General features: G+C 69.7%; 18 protein-coding genes and 4 pseudogenes. 14 read left to right on the top strand and 8 right to left on the bottom strand.

Annotated features, from left to right (window positions below; all coding sequences use genetic code 11):
• Together FSYMDG_RS11330 and FSYMDG_RS28375 are read right to left on the bottom strand one after the other, a co-directional pair.
• Nucleotides 1–891 (bottom strand): IS3 family transposase, encoded by an 891-nt coding sequence (locus FSYMDG_RS11330; protein WP_237703101.1) that lies wholly within the window; start codon nucleotides 889–891, stop codon nucleotides 1–3.
• 17 nt (nucleotides 892–908) lie between these two features.
• The gene (locus tag FSYMDG_RS28375) at nucleotides 909–1,199 is read right to left on the bottom strand and encodes a transposase (protein ID WP_043602641.1); all 291 of its coding nucleotides are present in this window, start codon (nucleotides 1,197–1,199) and stop codon (nucleotides 909–911) included.
• A 177-nt stretch (nucleotides 1,200–1,376) separates the two neighbouring features.
• Here FSYMDG_RS28375 and FSYMDG_RS24490 point away from each other — a divergent pair, with 177 nt between their 5' ends.
• The 4 genes and pseudogenes from FSYMDG_RS24490 to FSYMDG_RS11305 form a co-directional block, all read left to right on the top strand.
• Nucleotides 1,377–1,664 carry a TetR family transcriptional regulator C-terminal domain-containing protein gene (locus FSYMDG_RS24490; protein ID WP_237702719.1) on the top strand — a complete coding sequence of 96 codons (288 nt, stop codon included), beginning with the start codon at nucleotides 1,377–1,379 and terminating at the stop codon, nucleotides 1,662–1,664.
• A gap of 301 nt (nucleotides 1,665–1,965) precedes the next feature.
• Nucleotides 1,966–2,436, top strand: coding sequence for a recombinase family protein (locus FSYMDG_RS11315; protein ID WP_013873627.1), 471 nt, complete (start codon nucleotides 1,966–1,968; stop codon nucleotides 2,434–2,436).
• Nucleotides 2,437–2,463: 27 nt separating this feature from the next.
• On the top strand, nucleotides 2,464–2,823 hold the full coding sequence (locus FSYMDG_RS11310; RefSeq protein ID WP_013873626.1) for a hypothetical protein: 360 nt from the start codon (nucleotides 2,464–2,466) through the stop codon (nucleotides 2,821–2,823).
• A 40-nt stretch (nucleotides 2,824–2,863) separates the two neighbouring features.
• Nucleotides 2,864–3,338 (top strand): annotated as a pseudogene (locus FSYMDG_RS11305) (MFS transporter); the annotation flags it as partial.
• Nucleotides 3,339–3,593: 255 nt separating this feature from the next.
• Here the strand turns inward: FSYMDG_RS11305 and FSYMDG_RS29635 are convergent.
• Nucleotides 3,594–3,838, bottom strand: a pseudogene (locus FSYMDG_RS29635) (hypothetical protein); the annotation flags it as partial.
• A gap of 374 nt (nucleotides 3,839–4,212) precedes the next feature.
• Here FSYMDG_RS29635 and FSYMDG_RS11300 point away from each other — a divergent pair.
• Nucleotides 4,213–5,511: a phthiocerol/phthiodiolone dimycocerosyl transferase family protein gene (locus FSYMDG_RS11300; protein WP_043603486.1), complete on the top strand. Its 1,299-nt coding sequence runs from the start codon at nucleotides 4,213–4,215 to the stop codon at nucleotides 5,509–5,511.
• 353 nt (nucleotides 5,512–5,864) lie between these two features.
• On the opposite strand, the gene FSYMDG_RS24475 is transcribed toward FSYMDG_RS11300, so the two are convergent.
• The 4 genes and pseudogenes from FSYMDG_RS24475 to FSYMDG_RS26825 form a co-directional block, all read right to left on the bottom strand.
• Nucleotides 5,865–6,734, bottom strand: a complete 870-nt coding sequence (locus tag FSYMDG_RS24475; protein ID WP_043602618.1) for an IS3 family transposase — start codon at nucleotides 6,732–6,734, stop codon at nucleotides 5,865–5,867.
• A 166-nt stretch (nucleotides 6,735–6,900) separates the two neighbouring features.
• Nucleotides 6,901–7,062 (bottom strand): annotated as a pseudogene (locus tag FSYMDG_RS28370) (transposase); the annotation flags it as partial.
• Between the two features lie 55 nt (nucleotides 7,063–7,117).
• Nucleotides 7,118–7,765: a DUF4158 domain-containing protein gene (locus FSYMDG_RS11290; protein WP_013873622.1), complete on the bottom strand. Its 648-nt coding sequence runs from the start codon at nucleotides 7,763–7,765 to the stop codon at nucleotides 7,118–7,120.
• Nucleotides 7,766–7,959: 194 nt separating this feature from the next.
• Nucleotides 7,960–8,181 (bottom strand): hypothetical protein, encoded by a 222-nt coding sequence (locus tag FSYMDG_RS26825; RefSeq protein ID WP_043603485.1) that lies wholly within the window; start codon nucleotides 8,179–8,181, stop codon nucleotides 7,960–7,962.
• Between the two features lie 112 nt (nucleotides 8,182–8,293).
• On the opposite strand from FSYMDG_RS26825, the gene FSYMDG_RS28365 reads away from it, so the two are divergent.
• The 9 genes and pseudogenes from FSYMDG_RS28365 (at nucleotide 8,294) to FSYMDG_RS11240 (ending at nucleotide 17,935) form a co-directional block, all read left to right on the top strand.
• The gene (locus tag FSYMDG_RS28365; RefSeq protein WP_043602641.1) at nucleotides 8,294–8,584 is read left to right on the top strand and encodes a transposase; all 291 of its coding nucleotides are present in this window, start codon (nucleotides 8,294–8,296) and stop codon (nucleotides 8,582–8,584) included.
• Between the two features lie 11 nt (nucleotides 8,585–8,595).
• Nucleotides 8,596–9,492 carry an IS3 family transposase gene (locus tag FSYMDG_RS24470; protein WP_349304129.1) on the top strand — a complete coding sequence of 299 codons (897 nt, stop codon included), beginning with the start codon at nucleotides 8,596–8,598 and terminating at the stop codon, nucleotides 9,490–9,492.
• A 524-nt stretch (nucleotides 9,493–10,016) separates the two neighbouring features.
• A complete protein-coding gene (locus tag FSYMDG_RS11270) occupies nucleotides 10,017–10,394 on the top strand; it encodes an ArsR/SmtB family transcription factor (protein WP_013873621.1) in 378 nt (125 codons plus the stop codon).
• Between the two features lie 177 nt (nucleotides 10,395–10,571).
• Nucleotides 10,572–11,054 (top strand): NADH-quinone oxidoreductase subunit B family protein, encoded by a 483-nt coding sequence (locus FSYMDG_RS11265; protein ID WP_013873620.1) that lies wholly within the window; start codon nucleotides 10,572–10,574, stop codon nucleotides 11,052–11,054.
• Nucleotides 11,051–13,131, top strand: a pseudogene (locus FSYMDG_RS30070) (proton-conducting transporter membrane subunit). The gene FSYMDG_RS11265 and the pseudogene FSYMDG_RS30070 overlap by 4 nt, the downstream one beginning before the upstream one ends.
• Nucleotides 13,128–14,081, top strand: coding sequence for a respiratory chain complex I subunit 1 family protein (locus FSYMDG_RS11255; protein ID WP_013873619.1), 954 nt, complete (start codon nucleotides 13,128–13,130; stop codon nucleotides 14,079–14,081). Before FSYMDG_RS30070 ends, FSYMDG_RS11255 begins: the two are co-directional and overlap by 4 nt.
• A 61-nt stretch (nucleotides 14,082–14,142) precedes the next feature.
• Nucleotides 14,143–14,802, top strand: a complete 660-nt coding sequence (locus tag FSYMDG_RS11250) for a hypothetical protein (RefSeq protein ID WP_013873618.1) — start codon at nucleotides 14,143–14,145, stop codon at nucleotides 14,800–14,802.
• A complete protein-coding gene (locus tag FSYMDG_RS11245) occupies nucleotides 14,802–16,385 on the top strand; it encodes a proton-conducting transporter transmembrane domain-containing protein (protein ID WP_013873617.1) in 1,584 nt (527 codons plus the stop codon). The genes FSYMDG_RS11250 and FSYMDG_RS11245 overlap by 1 nt, the downstream gene beginning before the upstream one ends.
• Nucleotides 16,386–16,390: 5 nt before the next feature.
• Nucleotides 16,391–17,935, top strand: a complete 1,545-nt coding sequence (locus tag FSYMDG_RS11240) for an NADH-quinone oxidoreductase subunit C (protein WP_013873616.1) — start codon at nucleotides 16,391–16,393, stop codon at nucleotides 17,933–17,935.
• Between the two features lie 88 nt (nucleotides 17,936–18,023).
• On the opposite strand, the gene FSYMDG_RS11235 is transcribed toward FSYMDG_RS11240, so the two are convergent.
• Entirely contained in the window at nucleotides 18,024–18,467 is a 444-nt protein-coding gene (locus FSYMDG_RS11235) for a winged helix-turn-helix transcriptional regulator (protein WP_013873615.1), read from the bottom strand.
• Nucleotides 18,468–18,531: the final 64 nt, after the last annotated feature.

Below are 18,531 nucleotides of genomic sequence, written 5' to 3'. Positions count from 1 at the left end.
CTATGCAGCACGAAGTGTTTGTCCGTCAAATTCTTCCTCGAACTCGACAGGCGTGAGATAGCCGATCGAGGAGTGCAACCGCTGCCGGTTGTAGTAGATCTCGACATATTCGAAGATCCCCGCCCGGACGCGGTCTATGGTATCGAACGGGTGGAGGTGGACGAACTCCTTCTTGAGGGTGGCCCAGAAGGACTCCGCCGCGGCGTTGTCGAAACAGATCCCGGTACGGCCGACGGAGTTTCGGACGTTGTTGTCGCGACAGAAGGCGACGAACTCACGGCTGGTGTACTGACCGCCTCGGTCGGCGTGGAATATGACGCCGCCGGGTGGCCGCCGGCGGGTGACGGCCATACGAAGCGCGTCGAGAACGAGTTCGGTGCGCATGTGATCGGCGACCGCCCAGCCGACGATCTTCCGAGAGAACGCGTCGATGACGGAGGCCATGTACACCCAGCCATCCCAGGTGCGAATATATGTTATGTCGCCGTACCACAACTGGTTCGGTGCGGACGCGGCGAAGTCTTGGCCGACAAGATCAGGCAGCGATGAGGAGTCCGCGGCCTGCACCGTCGTCACCGGCCGGCGGGGACGCGGATGCACGCTGACCAGGCCCATCGTCGCCATCAGCCGCTGGACCCGCTTGTAGGCGACGGCGACGCCCTGGCGGCGGATCTCGTGGAAGATCCGCCGCACGCCGTACCGCCCCTCGTGACGGTCGAAAACAGCTCTGATCATGGTCGACAAGGTGGCGTCGTCCTTCTCCCTCCGAGACGGGCCGCGTTTCTTCCACGCATAGTAGCCCTGTCGGGACACGTCGAGTTTCTTGCACATGTAGTCGACGGGAAAGGTGTTCGCGCCGTCGGCGGACACAGGCTTCTTCGGAGCGTGTATCGAGATGAACTCGAACTTTACTTCTGCTCGCTCGCGAAGAAGCTCGCCGCTTTTTTTAGGAAGGCGATGTCCATCTGCGCCTGCGCGTACTTCTTCCGGAGCTCCTCAAGTTCCGCGCGCTCCGACACCGACAGCGGCCGCTCCTCGGTCTCGCCGTTCTCCTTCGCCTTCTTCACCCAGTTTCCCAACGTGGTCTCGTGGATACCCAGACTCTTCGCGACCTCGGTCACCGACCGGCCCGAGTCGAGCACCAACCTTACTGCCTCGGATTTGTACTCCTGGGTGAACTTCCGGCGAGCTGACCCCATGACGCTCCTTCCCTATGGACAGCGAACCTCAGGTTCGCTGTCCACGGAAGCGGGATCACTCCACGGCACGGTGCAGGTCAGGTGTCAGGTGTCAGCTGGTAGCGCGGCAGCAGCCCGAGCCCCGACGGCGAACAGAACCCGACTGCGCGGCACGCGAGCACCGTGCCGATCGCGTTGGTGTCAGTCGAGTGGGCGGTCGGTCAGGTCCGGCGGCGGTTCGACGCGCTCGACGCGGCCCGCGGCGGCGCTGTCACGCCGGCCGCGCCCCTGGAGATTCTCGAGCAGTTGCTGCCCCTCGACGCGAACCGGCGGGTCGAGTCCGAGGCATGGCTCGCGCTGGTCGGTAACGCGCACCTCGGAGCGGACCTGCGCGAGCAGCGGCGCGAGATCGACAGGCTGATCCGCCATGTCCGGGGTCGAGTAGGAAACATGCAGAAGAGTGCAGTTTGGTGTCACATGACTTGACACTCCGCCACTGTGCTGCCGCGGCGGTGATCGTCTGGACGCCTGTCGAATGACGGACGGGAGGCGGAATCGGTCGATTGCGCCCCCTCTCGCCGATCCAATGAAGCGAGCCGGGCATAGCGGTGCAAATCGGTGCACCGATCCAATCGGGTTCACTCCGCAATTGCGCCTCCCCATTTAGCCCCCTTATGGTCGCGATCGGGCGCCTCGCTGGACGAGCTAAGAGGGGTCAATACATGACGGACCGTCTGTATCTCGGCACTCCACCGACAAGCAGACCAATGCCCGTCAACTCCATGCTTTGGACAGTCTGTTCAAGTCCGGCGCACCCAGGTACGAGGACCCGGCCACGTCGTCCCGCGTCTACGCGATCAACCGATCCGGGTTCCGCCGGCTGCTCGACGAGGCGGCGGTCGGCGACACCATCCGCATCGCGGACGCCGCGCGGCTGTTCCGCTCGACCAAGGACGTCATCCAGATCCGGGAGGTCCTCCAGCGGCGCGGGATGCATCTGCGTATCGCGACCGGTGCATGGTCCGGCTTCGACCTGGCGGCCGACGACCCGCAGACCAAGCTGTTCGTCACGATGCTCGCCGGGGTCCTCGAGTTTCAGCGGGACATGATCAGCGAGAACACGAAGGAAGGTGTCGCCGCCGCCGAGGCTGCGGGAAAGACGCTGGGGCGCCCGGCCGCGCTCGACGAGGACAAGGCGGCCGACGTTGTCGACGCGTACGCCAAGGGCGCCGCGGTGAAGGTGCTCGCCCGGCAGTAAGATGTCGCGCCCAAGACCATCCGCAGGGTGCTCGACGCAGCCGGCGCCCGCGACGCCGTCGACGTCCTGGAGGAACTCGACGGCATGGCCACCGACGTCGAGGAGCAGGCGCCCGAGCCCGAGCAGCCGCACACCATCGACGTGCCCGGCCTGCTCGCCGAGCACCTCAAGGCCACCGAGGTCTCCGAGATCCCCGAAGCGCTGCGCGGTGGCAGGACCATTCGCCGCGGCCAGGGCTACTCGGTGCGCGTCACCGCCCCGCTCGCACTCCACCAGGCCACGCTGGGGCAGTGCGCCGCCCTCGCCGGCGACGGCTCGACCCTGGCCGGACGCAAGGCGTACCGCACGTATGCCGACCGGATCGCGGCGGCGATGGGGAAGGAGTGAAGGCGTCAGTTATCTGGGGTTCCTGAGCTGAATCGGCAGGTTCGCACCGTGGCAGTACGGCCTCGCCTTCGCCGCGCCCTCGATCGGCGGGCTGCTCGGTTCGCGGCTGGCCCGACCGCTCGTCACCCGGTTCGGGCAGCACCAGGTCCTGGTCGTGGTCGGGGCGCTGCGCGCGATCTGGCCCGTCGGCCTGGCCTTCCTGGGGCCGGGGACCGGAGGGCTGCTGCTGGTGATGGGCGTCGAGCTCGGGCTCATCTTCTGCTGCGGGGTCTTCAACCCCGTCTACGCCACCTACCGCCTCGAGCGCACCGCGACCGACCGGGTCGCCCGCACGCTGTCCGCCTGGGCGGTGACGAAAGGCCTCGACCGCGCTCCTGACGGCCGCCTGGGGCGTGCTGGGCGGCCTGCTCGGCCCGCGCACGGCCATCGGCCTGGCCGGCGTGCTCCTGCTGGCGACCCCGCTGCTGCCCCCCCCGGCGCGGCAGCGCTTCCCTCCGAGCCGGAGCCGGCACTGAGCCGCGCCTGACGGGCCGCCACGGCCGTCACCGCGATCGGGCTGCGCCGCCCCTCTTCGGAGCAGTTCACCCTTCCGCGTACAGCTCGGAGATGAGCGCGACGGCCTCCGCCGTGGCCAGTGGGGGTCGGGCCCGTAGCCTCCATACGGATCGACGGGCCCAAGGCGCCCGGGTCGCCGAGGGCCGCATCAACGGTGGCGGTGACGGCGGCGATGGTGGCCGGCTCGTTGCGGCTGGGCAGGATCGCGGCGGCGTTCATCCGGTCTCGTGCTCCTTGGTCAGCAGGTCGGCGGCCGTCTCAGGGCCGGGGGCGTGCAGGTAGTCGAACCGGCGGCCCGCAAGCGCGGCGATGAGGTGGCTGCGCCAGCGGGCCAGGGCGGGGGTGTCCGCGGCCACACCGGCCCGTACCGCACCCCGGCCACGCCGCCCACCGGGGTAGGCAGGCCGGAGATGTAGCGGCCCAACATCTCGTGCAGCCGCAGCCGCTCGTTCACCGACAGCGTGGCTTCGTTCACTTCAAGGGACAGCGTTTGTGTACGGGTTTCGGAATCAGTTGGTGATCAACAAGCTCGCGGATGTTCACGTGAAATGACGGCACTCCGGTGTCCGCGAACGGGAACGGCCCGCCGTCCGCGAGGGCAGCGGACCGTCGAGGCCGGGTTGCGGCAGGCCGACGGCCGCTGCAGGGCCACATCGACGTGCAGGGCAGTAAGAACATCACCCCGCACCTGTACACGGCAGCTCTCCTGACAGACGCCCCGGTCCTCTTGGCCGCAGCCCCGGACATCCTCGACACCGCCGTATGCGCGCGGATCCTGACCCACACCGGGGCCCAGGTAGGCTTGGCGAAGTGTGGTGGGGTGCGGACGATGTAGTGCGGGTGTTGGCACCGTCGGAGCAACGATTCGTGCGGCATGGCACTTACACCGGCCGTTCCGTGTCGGTCGAGGGCGCGCTCGATCCGTCGGCGCTGGGTGCTGCCTTCACGGCGTTGCAACGCGCCTATCCGGTAACGACCGCTCGCATCGGGGAGGACGCCGCGGGCCGCGGCTATCTGCTGCGGCCCGGGGATGTGGCGCCGGCCGGGATATGGGAGAGTCACGGCGACCCCGACGTCGTGCGGGTGCCGGCCGAGCCGATGAATCCGGCCACCCAGCTCGCCTACCTGGACCTCGTGCTGGGCGGTGCGGCCCGGTCGCGGGTCACGCTGTTCGTGCACCACAGCATCGCGGACGCGGGCCACGGTGTGGAACTGTTCTCGCGGCTGTGGGACTACTACACCGATCACGTCGACACCGGGACGATAACCGTTGTGCCGCACGATTATCCGCAGTCGCTGGAATGGTATGCGGCAGCCCGCGGCATCGTGCGGGACTCGGTATCCGGCTTCGAGGACATGATGCGGCCGCTGCCGTCCGAAGCGAAGACCCTTCCCTGCGACAACGGTGCCGTTGCCACAAGCGCGCTCGCCCGCCCCCGGCGAACGCGGCTGGATCAGAAGGCCACGGCGCGGATCATCCGACTGAGCCGCCACCAGGGCATCACCGTCAATGCGCTGGTCACCGCCGCGTTGCTGCGCGCATACGCCGCTGAATTTCCCGGGGCCGCAGGCGATCCAGTGCCGGTCGGTTGCCTGTATCCGGTGGACATGCGATCGCGACTGAGCCCGTCGATCGCGGCCGCCGCGGGCACCAACATGGCCGGACTCGCGGCCTTCACCGCCGACATCGACGTCTCTTCCGGAGTTGCCGAACTGGCGCAACGGATCTCGGCCCGACTGCGCCACGATCTGGCCGGGGGCATCGTGCAGCAGTCGGTACTGCATTTCCCGGACTTCTTCGGCACCACCAGGACTCATTCCCTGGCCAGCCATGTTGCGGTGACGAACCCCGGGATGATACCCGATTTCCGCACCCCCGCCCACCTCGGCCTGACCGATTACGAGATCGTGTACCTGTCCGCCCACCCCAGGCCGTCGGCGGGCGCCTCCGCCGCCGTCACCTTCCTGATGTACACCTTCGCCGGCCGCCTGACCATCGGCTTGCTGGGCGGCGGCACTGATGCGGACCGCCTCCTGATGGCGGCGCGAAAAGAGCCGATCGCGTTGTCCGCCGCATCAACCGGCGCCTACTCCCGCTCGGCGATGGCCTCTGCCGGTACTGCCGGGTGGTGACCGCCGAGAGCCGGGTTGACCTCGCCGGTATCGCCATGGTTGGCGACGACCCGTTGTAGATCGGCCGCGAGGCCGCCCCGCAGCTGCGGACCATCCCATAGGAGACGTCCGCGGCATGCTCATCGACCAGGCGGTGGAAGATCCGGGACACCGTGTGCCGCTGCTTTTGCGCGGCTGCGGCCAGGCCGAGTCCAGCGCCTTCCGCACCGTCCGCCACGTCACGCCGTACTTGTGCTCCAGCTCCCGCATCGACGTGCCGTCACGGTGGTCACGCCGGATCGCCGCGTACAGCTCAACCTTCGACATCGGCGGCATGACCAGTGGAGGGTTCCCACTTTCGTGGACAGTCCTAACTATGCAGCACGAAGTGTTTGTCCGTCAAATTCTTCCTCGAACTCGACAGGCGTGAGATAGCCGATCGAGGAGTGCAACCGCTGCCGGTTGTAGTAGATCTCGACATATTCGAAGATCCCCGCCCGGACGCGGTCTATGGTATCGAACGGGTGGAGGTGGACGAACTCCTTCTTGAGGGTGGCCCAGAAGGACTCCGCCGCGGCGTTGTCGAAACAGATCCCGGTACGGCCGACGGAGTTTCGGACGTTGTTGTCGCGACAGAAGGCGACGAACTCACGGCTGGTGTACTGACCGCCTCGGTCGGCGTGGAATATGACGCCGCCGGGTGGCCGCCGGCGGGTGACGGCCATACGAAGCGCGTCGAGAACGAGTTCGGTGCGCATGTGATCGGCGACCGCCCAGCCGACGATCTTCCGAGAGAACGCGTCGATGACGGAGGCCATGTACACCCAGCCATCCCAGGTGCGAATATATGTTATGTCGCCGTACCACAACTGGTTCGGTGCGGACGCGGCGAAGTCTTGGCCGACAAGATCAGGCAGCGATGAGGAGTCCGCGGCCTGCACCGTCGTCACCGGCCGGCGGGGACGCGGATGCACGCTGACCAGGCCCATCGTCGCCATCAGCCGCTGGACCCGCTTGTAGGCGACGGCGACGCCCTGGCGGCGGATCTCGTGGAAGATCCGCCGCACGCCGTACCGCCCCTCGTGACGGTCGAAAACAGCTCTGATCATGGTCGACAAGGTGGCGTCGTCCTTCTCCCTCCGAGACGGGCCGCGTTTCTTCCACGCATAGTAGCCCTGTCGGGACAGGTCGAGTTTCTTGCACATGTAGTCGACGGGAAAGGTGTTCGCGCCGTCGGCGGACACAGGCTTCTTCGGAGCGTGTATCGAGATGAACTCGAACTTTACTTCTGCTCGCTCGCGAAGAAGCTCGCCGCTTTTTTAGGAAGGCGATGTCCATCTGCGCCTGCGCGTACTTCTTCCGGAGCTCCTCAAGTTCCGCGCGCTCCGACACCGACAGCGGCCACTCCTCGGTCTCGCCGTTCTCCTTCGCCTTCTTCACCCAGTTTCCCAACGTGGTCTCGTGGATACCCAGACTCTTCGCGACCTCGGTCACCGACCGGCCCGAGTCGAGCACCAACCTTACTGCCTCGGATTTGTACTCCTGGGTGAACTTCCGGCGAGCTGACCCCATGACGCTCCTTCCCTATGGACAGCGAACCTCCGGTTCGCTGTCCACGGAAGCGGGATCACTCCAGGGAGCGGCGCAGCCGGTCCAGCTTGGAGGTGCGGCGGCTGTCCTCGACCGGCAGCAGCGCGGTGAGGGCGGCGCGCTGGGCGGCGTCGGGTTGGGCGGCCAGGGTGCGCCAGGTCTTGCGGTTGGTGTGCTCGCGGATGGAGGTGACTATGCGCTCCAGGACGGTGGCGCCGGGCAGCAGCACCTTGTTCTCGACCAGGTGCAGGGTGGCGAGGTCGAACAGGGCGATGGGGCGCTCGTTGCCCGACCAGCAGTGGTCCCACAGCCAGCGGGCCAGCTTCCACCAGGCGTCGCCCTTCAGATCCCGGTAGCCGTAGGCGTCCTTGATGGCGTTCTGGTGGTCCCAGCGGGTGCGCTCGGCGCCGTACCCGGCCAGCACCGACGGGGAGTGGCCGAGCTGGTCGGCGACGTATTCGACGACTTCGGCGGGCGCGTCCTCGGGGTTGTCCAGGAAGGTGCCCAGGAACCGTACGGTGCCGAGCTGGACGGCGTAGCCGAGCTGCGACCTCGCGCCCCGGCAGGCCATCGCCCGCCGCCGCGCGTCGCGGTCCAGCAGGAAGTAGCCGGCCAGCTGCCCGTCGTCCGGTACGGCGGTGAACGTGCCGTAGTTGCGGCGTTGTTCGTCGGTCAGGAACGCCACCCGTCCCGCCCCTCCCCATCGCTTCTCCTGCTGTGACGGCGCTCACCATAAGTCACATGATCGGCGGAGGTGGAACCCGGGTCAGCGCGGGGCTGACGGCGGTCAGCGGCCCACGTAGCGGGCGGCGTTGTCCAGGCGGGTGGTGAAGCCGCCTGCGGTGTCGCGGGTGAGCAGCAGCAGCGGTTCCACGGCGGTCAGGTCGGGGTGTCGGTGATGCCGCCGATCTTGCGGGTGGCGGTGACGGCCCCGCTGGCCCGGGCCGTGCGCATGGCCGTCCACCCCTCCCTGGCCACGGCGTCGCTGACGCCCGCCGTGCCGCTGTCTGGCTTTGTGTACCAGTCGTGACGGCGGTTGTGCACGAGTTTGGGAGGCACCCCGAACCACGGTCGGGTGATGTTCAAGAGTTTGGGAGGCACCAGGTTCCTTGCCAGGGCAGCATCGGGATGCTCTTGGCGAAAGGTGCTGTGGAGTGATCCCGCTTCCGTGGACAGCGAACCTGAGGTTCACTGTCCATAGGGAAGGAGCGTCATGGGGTCAGCTCGCCGGAAGTTCACCCAGGAGTACAAATCCGAGGCAGTAAGGTTGGTGCTCGACTCGGGCCGGTCGGTGACCGAGGTCGCGAAGAGTCTGGGTATCCACGAGACCACGTTGGGAAACTGGGTGAAGAAGGCGAAGGAGAACGGCGAGACCGAGGAGCGGCCGCTGTCGGTGTCGGAGCGCGCGGAACTTGAGGAGCTCCGGAAGAAGTACGCGCAGGCGCAGATGGACATCGCCTTCCTAAAAAAAGCGGCGAGCTTCTTCGCGAGCGAGCAGAAGTAAAGTTCGAGTTCATCTCGATACACGCTCCGAAGAAGCCTGTGTCCGCCGACGGCGCGAACACCTTTCCCGTCGACTACATGTGCAAGAAACTCGACCTGTCCCGACAGGGCTACTATGCGTGGAAGAAACGCGGCCCGTCTCGGAGGGAGAAGGACGACGCCACCTTGTCGACCATGATCAGAGCTGTTTTCGACCGTCACGAGGGGCGGTACGGCGTGCGGCGGATCTTCCACGAGATCCGCCGCCAGGGCGTCGCCGTCGCCTACAAGCGGGTCCAGCGGCTGATGGCGACGATGGGCCTGGTCAGCGTGCATCCGCGTCCCCGCCGGCCGGTGACGACGGTGCAGGCCGCGGACTCCTCATCGCTGCCTGATCTTGTCGGCCAAGACTTCGCCGCGTCCGCACCGAACCAGTTGTGGTACGGCGACATAACATATATTCGCACCTGGGATGGCTGGGTGTACATGGCCTCCGTCATCGACGCGTTCTCTCGGAAGATCGTCGGCTGGGCGGTCGCCGATCACATGCGCACCGAACTCGTTCTCGACGCGCTTCGTATGGCCGTCACCCGCCGGCGGCCACCCGGCGGCGTCATATTCCACGCCGACCGAGGCGGTCAGTACACCAGCCGTGAGTTCGTCGCCTTCTGTCGCGACAACAACGTCCGAAACTCCGTCGGCCGTACCGGGATCTGTTTCGACAACGCCGCGGCGGAGTCCTTCTGGGCCACCCTCAAGAAGGAGTTCGTCCACCTCCACCCGTTCGATACCATAGACCGCGTCCGGGCGGGGATCTTCGAATATGTCGAGATCTACTACAACCGGCAGCGGTTGCACTCCTCGATCGGCTATCTCACGCCTGTCGAGTTCGAGGAAGAATTTGACGGACAAACACTTCGTGCTGCATAGTTAGGACTGTCCACGAAAGTGGGAACCCTCCAGACAACGGTTTCCACCGACGGCTTCCACTGGTGTAGGTGGAAACCGCTGTCATAACGACGGAAACCACCTACGCTTTGCGCCGCTTGCGACGGGAGTGTCCGACGATCTTTACGGGTGATCTTCGGAGCGAGGCCATGAGCCGTGGAGGCAGGTGAACGTCGCTGTCCGTCACACCGTTTGGTGAGCGGACCCCGCCGCCATAGGGCTCGTGGGCGGTGGCGTGCACCACCCATTTTTGGCGTCTCCTTCAGTTGCTAATGTTTGCAATTGGTAAGGTCGCCGTGCCGCGTGCGGGGAACAGCCAGTGGCCGGCCACGGGCCACCGGGCGCGCCAGACGCCGGCAACACGGACCGTGGCGACACGAACCGTGCCGTGGCGATGCGGGGCATCTCGGCCTGGGCGCGATGGGGCGGGTAGCCGGGCACGAACAGCGAGGGGGGCGTACGAAAGGTGAGCCGGTGACGCGACGGTGAGCGGCGGGGCTGCGTCGGTGACCGCGCCTCTCTACCAACTGAAGGCGGAGCTCTTCAGGACGCTGGGGCATCCGGTGCGTATCAGGGTGCTGGAGCTGCTCAGCCAGCGTGAACACGCGGTGGCGGAACTGCTGCCGCAGGTTGGTGTGGAACCAGCCCACCTCTCCCAGCAACTGGCGGTGCTGCGCCGGGCAAACCTGGTCGTGGGCCGCAAGGAGGGCTCCTCCGTTCACTACTCGCTGACGAGCCCCCACGTCACCGGCCTGTTGACGGTCGCGCGGACGATCCTGACCGGAGTGCTGACCGGCCAGGCCGAGTTGCTCCAGGACCTGCGTGCCGTCGCGCCGGAGACCGGGCCGCCACCACACCAGCCACACCAGCCGCAGCTGCCGTAGCTGTCGTACGGTCCCGCGGCACCACCCGGCGGGCATCCCGCGCCAAGCCCCGTCTCCGGCCAGGGCGGTCACCGCGGGTACGGGTTCCGGCTCGAGTTCCGAGCCGGTCCAGACCAGTTCCAGAGCATTTTTTCGACCACCACGAAGGACGTCGTCACCGAACATCAGGAGCATGTGGTGAATCTGCTGCGCAAGATCCGCAAAACCGGGCGGGTGGCCGAACAGGCCCCGCCAGCGCCGCAGGCGGAGCGCCTACCGGCGGCCCGCGAGCTCGCCGGCTCGGTACAGGTCCGATGTGTCGATGCCGGGTCCTGCAACGGGTGCGAGATCGAGATTGCCGCCGCGTTCGGCCCGGTCTACGACGCCGAGCGGTACGGGGCGCGCGTGGTGGCGTCACCCCGGCACGCGGACGTGCTGCTGGTCACCGGGCCGGTGACACGCAACATGGCCGAGCCGCTGCGCCGCACGGTGGAGGCGACACCACGGCCACGGCTGGTGATAGCGGTGGGTGACTGCGCGCTGAACTGCGGGGAGTTCGCCGGCGGCTACGGCGTGCAGGGCCCGGTGGCCGACGTGGTGCCGGTGGACCTGCAGGTGCCGGGCTGCCCACCGGAGCCGGACGCGATCGTGGCCGCGCTACGCACCGTGACCCGCCGGTGAGCGGTCTGGTCGGGCCTGCGCTGGCCACCGCCACCGGGCTGGCCGGCGCCGGGACGCTGGCCGGGGCGTTCACCCCCGAGCGGGTGCGGCCGGCCCTGGTGGGGGTGTGCACCGCCGGGGTCGGCGTGGCCGGGCTCACCGCCGGGCTTGCGGCGCTCGGCGGTGGCGCGCCGTGGCCGGCGAGCCTGCCCGACCTGCTGCCGTTGGCCGGGGTGCATCTGACGGTGGACGCCCTGTCCGGGCTGTTCATGGCCGTCTCCGGCGCGGTGGTGGCGCCGGTGGCGCTCTACGGGATCGGCTACACCGGGCACGGGGTGTCCGCCCGCGGGGTGCAGGCGGTGTTACCCGTCTTCGCGGCCACGCTGCTGCTGGTGCCGGCGGCGTCCAGCGTGTCGTCCTTCCTGCTGTTGTGGGAGCTGATGGCGGTCGCCTCGCTGCTGCTGGTGCTGGCCGAGCACCGGTCGCGGGCCGCGGTGCGCGACGCCGGGGTGTGGTACGCGGTGATGACGCATCTGGGCCTGGTGGCGCTCCTGATCGCCTTGGCGCTGTTCGCGGCCCGCGCCGGGGGTGAGACGTTCACGGCGCTGCGCGCGGGCGCGGGCGAGGTGTCACCGGCCGTCCGTAGCACGGTCTTCGTGCTGGCGGTTGCCGCGTTCGCGTCCAAGGCGGGCACGGTCCCGCTGCACGCCTGGCTGCCGCGGGCGCATCCGCAGGCGCCCAGCCACGTCTCGGCGCTGATGAGCGCGGCCATGGTGAACCGGGCGTCTACGGGGTGATCCGCGTCGGGTTCGACCTGCTCGGGGGCGGGCCGCGCTGGTGGTGGCTGGTGCTGCTGACCGCCGGGGCGGTCTCGGCGGTGTACGGGATGTTGCAGGCGGCGATGGCCACCGACGTCAAACAGCTGCTGGCGTACTCGACGAGCGAGAACATGGGCCTGGTCCTGATCGGCGCCGGGGCGGCGGGGATGTTCGCCGCCGCCGGGGAACGGCCCCTGGCCGCCCTGGCGCTCGCCGCCGCGTTACTGCACGTGGTCAGCCATGCCGCGTTCAAGGCGCTGCTGTTCTGCGCGGCCGGGTCGGTGCTGCGGGCCACCGGGGTGCGTGACCTGGACGCGCTGGGTGGGCTGCGGGCCCGGATGCCGGTGACGGCCGGGCTGTTCGCGGTGGGCGCGCTGGGGGCGGTGGCGCTGCCGCCGGGCAACGGGTTCGTCAGCGAGTGGCTGCTGCTGGAGTCGCTCGTCCACGGGCTGGGGGTGCCGGGGACGGCCAGCGCCGTGGCGCTGCCGCTGGCGGTTGCCGCGATCGCCCTGTCCGCGGGGCTGGCCGCCGCCACCTTCGTCAAGGCGCTCGGGGTGGGGTTCTTCGCCCGCCCGCGCGGTGCCGAGGCGGCCGCGGCGCGGGAGAGCCCGCCGGTGATGCTGGCCGGGATGGGGCTGCTCGCCGCCGGCTGTGTCGCCCTGGCGCTGGTCCCGGGGACGCTGACCGGCGGTCTGTCCGACGCGGTGGCGGCGACCGGCCTGACCGGGCCGATCGGGCCCGCCGGGACGGCCGGAGCAACTGGCCCAACCGGGGTGGACGTCGGGCGGGCGTTGTCCGACAGCGGGGTGGACATCCGGCTGGACCGGCTCGCCACGACGCTGTCGCCGCTGTGGGTGGCGGTCGCGCTGGCGGTCGCGATACTCGCCGTGGCGACGGCGACACGCCTGCTTACGCGCCACCCCCGTCGCGTCGGGGCCGAGCTGTGGGACTGCGGCGGCGGCGCGCCGAGCGCCCGCATGCAGTACACGGCCACATCGTTCGCCGAACCGTTACAGCGTGTGTTCGACGACGTGCTCGCGCCCGAGCAGGACGTCGACGTCACCCCGACCCGCGAATCGGCCTACCTGGTCGAACGGGTCCGCTTCCAACGGAGGATCCCGGACCGGATCGAGTACCGCCTGTACCGGCCGGTGCTGGCGGCGCTGGCCGGGGTGGGCGCGTCCGCACGGAAGCTGGCCAACGGCAGTGTGCACCGCTACCTCGGCTACGGGTTCTGCGGGCTGGTCGCCGTCCTGCTGGTGCTGGCGGTGACCCGGTGAGCGCCGTCGGGACGGTGGCGGTGCTCACCCAGGTCACCGTCGTGGTCGCCGGGGCGCCGCTGCTGACCGGGCTGATGCGGCAGGTACGGGCCCGGATGGAGGGGCGCGCCGGCGCCGGCGTCGGGCAGCCATGGCGGGACCTGCGCAAACTGCTGCGCAAGCAGCCCATCACCCCGGTGGGTACCGGCCCGGCCTTCCGGCTGGCACCGCTGCTGCTGGTCGCCACCACCCTCGTGGTCGCCGCACTGGTGCCACTGGCGTCCACCGCCACCCCGGTGCGTGACAGCGCGGACCTGCTCGTCGTGGTGACACTGCTGGCGCTGGGCACGGTGATCCTGGCGCTGGCCGGCCTGGACACCGGGACCGCCTTCGGTGGCATGGGCGCGTCCCGTGAGATGACCGTGGTCGCCCTGGTGGAGCCGACCATCCTGCTGTCGGTGGTCGCGCTGTCGATCCCGGCCGGGTCGACCAACCTGCCCGCCATCGTCGCGCACGGCGTCCACGACCCGGCCCGGCTGGCCTCCCCCGCCAGCCTGCTGGCCGGTGTCGCCCTGGCCGTGGTCACCCTCGCCGAGACCGGCCGGCTGCCGGTGGACAACCCGTCCACGCACCTGGAACTGACGATGATCCACGAGGCGATGATCCTGGAGTACGCGGGTCCGGATCTCGCCCTGATCGAGCTCGGCGCCCAGATGCGGCTGACGGTGCTGCTGGGCCTGCTCACCAGCCTGTTCGTCCCCTGGGGGATCGCCACTGGCACCGCGGCGGCGGCCCTGCCGCTGGCGCTGGCGCTCTTCGCCGGGAAGGTCGCCCTGCTCGGCGCCGGGCTGGCCGCGGCCGAGGTGTTCTGGGCGAAGATGCGCCTGTTCAAGGTGCCCGAACTGCTCGCCGGCTCCTTCCTGCTCGCGCTGCTCGCCGTCGGCGCCTCGTTCTTCCTACCCGGAAACTGAAGCCCGCCATGATTCTGTCTCGCCGCCCCGCGCCTCGCCGCCCCGCACAAGGTGGGCCACGATGAGCACCGGCACGTACACCCAACTGCTCGACCTGGCCTGCGGGGTGTTCCTGCTCGCCGCCGTGCTGGTGCTGTGGCGCCGCGAACTGACCGCGCTCGTGCGCCTGTTCGCCGTCCAGGGGGTGGCGCTGGCCGCCATCGCCGCCCTGTCCGGCATCCACGAGCACCGGTTCGAACTGCTGGCCGTGGCCGTCGGGATCCTGGTGCTGCGCGCCGGGGTGCTGCCGTACCTGATGCGGCGGGTGCTGGCCGCCAGCGGGGAGACCCGGGAGACCGAGCCGCTGGTCAACGTGGCGGCCTCGCTGCTGACCGCCGCGGCGCTGACCCTGCTTGCCTACGCCGCGTCCCGCCCCCTGGTGGAGCTGGCGCCCAGCCCGGCGACCCGGGCGCTGCCGGTCGGCCTGGCCGTGGTCCTCATCGGCTTCTTCACCCTGGTCACCCGGCGCCGCGCACTCGCCCAGGCGGTCGGATTCCTGCTACTGGACAACGGCATCACCGCCGTGGCCTTCCTGGCCACCTCCGGCGTGCCGCTCATCGTCGAACTCGGGGTCTCCTTCGACGTGCTGCTCGCCGTCCTGGTCCTGCAGATCCTCACGACCCGGATGCACGCCACCTTCGGCGGGACCGACATCGACGACCTGCGGGAGCTGCACGACTGATGACCCTCGCCGCCACAACATCCGTCGCCGCGGCATCCGTCGGCACGACCTTTGCCGCCTCAGCACCAGCCGGCACCACATCCGTCGCCGCCACGCTGCTGCTGACCGCCCCGGTCGCGGTCGCGCTGGCCACCGCGGCCGGCTACGCCGTGCTCGGCTGGCGGCCGGCCACCGCCTGGGCGGGTCTTGTCTCCCCCGCCACGATCCTGGGCTGCGCGATCGTGCTGGCCGTCCGCGTCCCCGGGCACGGGCCGGTCACCGGCTACGGCGGGCTGGCCCGCGCCGACGCCCTGTCCGCGTGGATCCTGCTGGTCATCGGCGCGGTCGCGGTCCTCGCCTGCGCGGCCAGCCCCGCCTATCTGGCGGCGGAGAACGCCGCCGGGCACACCGACGCCCGCGGCGCGCGCCGCTACGGCATTCTGGTACACGCCTTCCTGGCCGCGATGGCCGTCGCCGTCCTGGTGGCCAACCTCGGCGTGCTGTGGGTGGCGATCGAGGCCACCACCATCGTCACCGCCTTCCTCGTCGGCCACCGGCGGACCCGTGCCTCGGTCGAGGCCGCCTGGAAGTACGTCGTCATCTGCTCCGCCGGGATCGCCCTGGCCTTCCTGGGCACCATCCTGATCTACTACGCCGCCCGGCAGGCCGGCATCTCGGAAGCCTCCGCCCTGGACTGGCCGGTGCTCGTCGCCCGGGCGCACGAGCTGGATCCAGCCGTCACCCGGATGGGGATCGCCCTGGTCATCCTGGGGTTCGGCGCCAAGGCCGGGCTGGTGCCGCTGCACGCCTGGCTGCCCGACGCGCACAGCCAGGCCCCGGCGCCGGTGTCGGCGCTGATGTCCGGGGTGCTGCTGGCGGTGTCCTTCACCGCGATCCTGCGCTACAAGGTGATCGCGGACGTGGCGCTGGGCCCCGGGTTCGCCCGGACCCTGCTGGTCGGTGCCGCCGTGCTCACCCTCGCCCTGGCCGCCGCCCTGCTGCTCGGGCAACGTGACTACAAGCGCATGCTCGCCTACTCCAGCATGGAGCACATGAGCCTGATCGCGCTCGGCGCCGCCGCCGGCAGCCGGCTGGCGACCTCCGCGGTGCTGCTGCACATCGCCGGCCACGGGCTGGCCAAGAGCGTCGCGTTCTGCTCCAGCGGGCACATCCTGCACCTGCGGCACACCACCCGCATCGGCCGGGTGCGCGGCCTGCTGGGCCAGGCGCCGGTCCTCGCCGCCGCGTTCGGCCTGGCCGTGCTGGCGCTGCTCGGCTTCCCGCCGTTCAGCCTGTTCGCCTCCGAGCTGGCCATCGCCCGCGCCGGTTTCACCGGGCCCGCGGGGCTGGGCTGGGCCACCGCCGCCGCGCTGGTGCTGGTGCTGGCCGCGTTCGCGGCGATGACCGTCCGCACCGCCCACATGCTGCTGGGGCCCGCCCCCGGCCGGGACGGCGGCACCACCGCCGCGGTCCCGGTACGGTTCGGTGCCGCGGTGTGGGTGCCACTGGCCGTCGGGCTGCTGGCCTGCGCCGCCCTGGGCGTCAGCGACGTCCCCCTGAGCAGCCTGCTGTCCACCGCCGCCGCGATCACCGAAGGGCCCTGACACCCATGTGCCCCGACCCGACCTCCCGCACCGACCAGCCCTGTCCCGGCCAGCCCCACGCCGCCCGGGACGTGATCGACACCGGGGTCACCGAGCTGCCCCGGCGGGTCCGCGAGATGCTGGCCGACGGCCACCGCCTCGCCCTGGTCGCGGCCCACCACGACGGCGCCGACGCCCCGGGCGGCCCGGCCATCCGGGTGGTGTACCTGTTCGTCAAGGGCCCGCCCGACTCCCGCGTCGAACTGCACGTCCGCCTCGACCCGGACACCCCGGCGCTGCCGAGCCTCGCCCATCTGTCCTTCCCCGCCGGCCGGTTCGAACGCGAGATGCGTGACCTGCACGGCATCGTCCCGCTGAACCATCCGCTGCCCCGCCGGCTGGTGCGCCATCCGCACTGGCCCCGCGGCTGGTATCCGATGCGGCCCGACGCCGGCCCGCCGCCGCCGTTCGCCGAGTCCGAGGGCCCCTTCCCGTTCCTGACCGTCGAGGGCGACGGCGTCTACGAGATCCCGGTCGGGCCCGTGCACGCCGGACTGATCGAACCCGGCCACTTCCGCTTCTCCGTCGTCGGCGAGACCATCCTCAAGCTCAAGGCCCGGCTGTGGTTCGTCCACAAGGGCATCGAAAAGCTCTTCGAACGGCGTGACGTGGAGCGGGGGCTGCCACTGGCCGAACGGATCAGCGGTGACACCGCCGTCGGCCACGCGCTGGCCTACTGCCTCGCCGTCGAGGAGGCCACCGCCACCGCCGTCCCCGAGCCGGCCCGGCGCGCCCGGGCGCTCCTGCTCGAACTCGAACGGCTGCACAACCACGTCGCCGACCTCGGCGCGCTGTGCAACGACGTCGGGCACGGCATCCTCAACGCCCAGGCCCAGCGCGTCCGCGAACAGCTGCTGCGCCTCAACCAGGAGGTCACCGGGCACCGTCTGCTGCGCGGGGGCGTCATCCCCGGCGGCGCCGCCGTCCGTGCCCTGCCGGATCCGGCCCGCATCCGCGCGATCGGTGACGACATCCGCGACATTGTCGCCCTCGCCCTCGGCCACAGTACCGTGCGTGACCGTTTCACCGGCGCCGCCCGCCTCGACGGCCGCGCCGCCCGCGACCTGGGCTGCCTCGGCTACGTCGCCCGGGCCAGCGGGGTGCGGGTGGACGCCCGGCAGGCCCATCCGTTCCTCGACTACGGCGACGCCCTCACCGTCCCCGTGCACACCAGTGGGGACGTCCTGGCCCGTTTCCTCGTCCGGGCGGACGAGATCGACGTCTCCCTGGCCCTCGTCGAGAAGCTCGCCGCCGGCCTCACCCCCGGCGTCACGCGCGCCGAATCGGGTGCGGGTCTCGGCTCGGGCGTGGGCATCGTCGAGGGCTGGCGCGGCACCATCACCACCCGTGTCGAACTCGCCCCCGACCGCGCCCTGGCCCGGGTGAAGGTCGTCGACCCGTCCTTCTTCAACTGGCCCGCTCTGCCCATCGCCCTGGCAGACACCATCGTCCCCGACTTCCCCCTGACCAACAAAAGCTTCAACCTCTCCTACGCCGGCAACGACCTGTGACTTCCAGACGGAAATATCCGAAGATCTTCCATGAGGATCTTCGGATATTTCCGCGGGTCGCGGAGACAGCGGAGATACCCGAACATCATTACGGGCTGGACGCGGGAACCTGTGCCCGTCCGCGCTCCGGCTGCGAGCGGGGCGGATCCGCCGGCGCCGCCGCGGTGTCGTAGGCGGCGCGGGCGTGGGCGATGGCGCCGCTGTGCCGCTCGGCCCATTCCACCAGGCCGGTCAGGTAGGAGTACAGCTCCTGTGCCATGGCGGTGAGGCTGTACTCGACCTTCGGCGGCACGGTGGGATAAACGGTCCTTGTCAGCAGGCCGTCGCGTTCCAGTCTGCGCAGGTTCAGGGTGAGCATCCGCCGGCTGATGCCCTCGATGGCGCGTTCCAGCTCGGTGAACCTGACCGGGCCGCGCGCGGCGGCGACCAGGATGCTGATGCTCCACTTACCCGCCACGTGGTCGAGCACCTCGACGAGTGGACACGCCTGCTCGATGACCTCTCCGGGCACATGCGTGTGACTGCGTGACATAAAAGTGCCTCCTTCCCCCGGCACCTCATGGTTACAGAAGATGACGGCTGTAACAAATGATGCC

Origin of the sequence: Candidatus Protofrankia datiscae (assembly GCF_000177615.2) — a bacterium.
Lineage (GTDB): Bacteria > Actinomycetota > Actinomycetes > Frankiales > Frankiaceae > Protofrankia > Protofrankia coriariae.
Note: the sequence above shows the minus strand (reverse complement) of the source record. Positions and strands in the feature narration are given on the sequence as shown.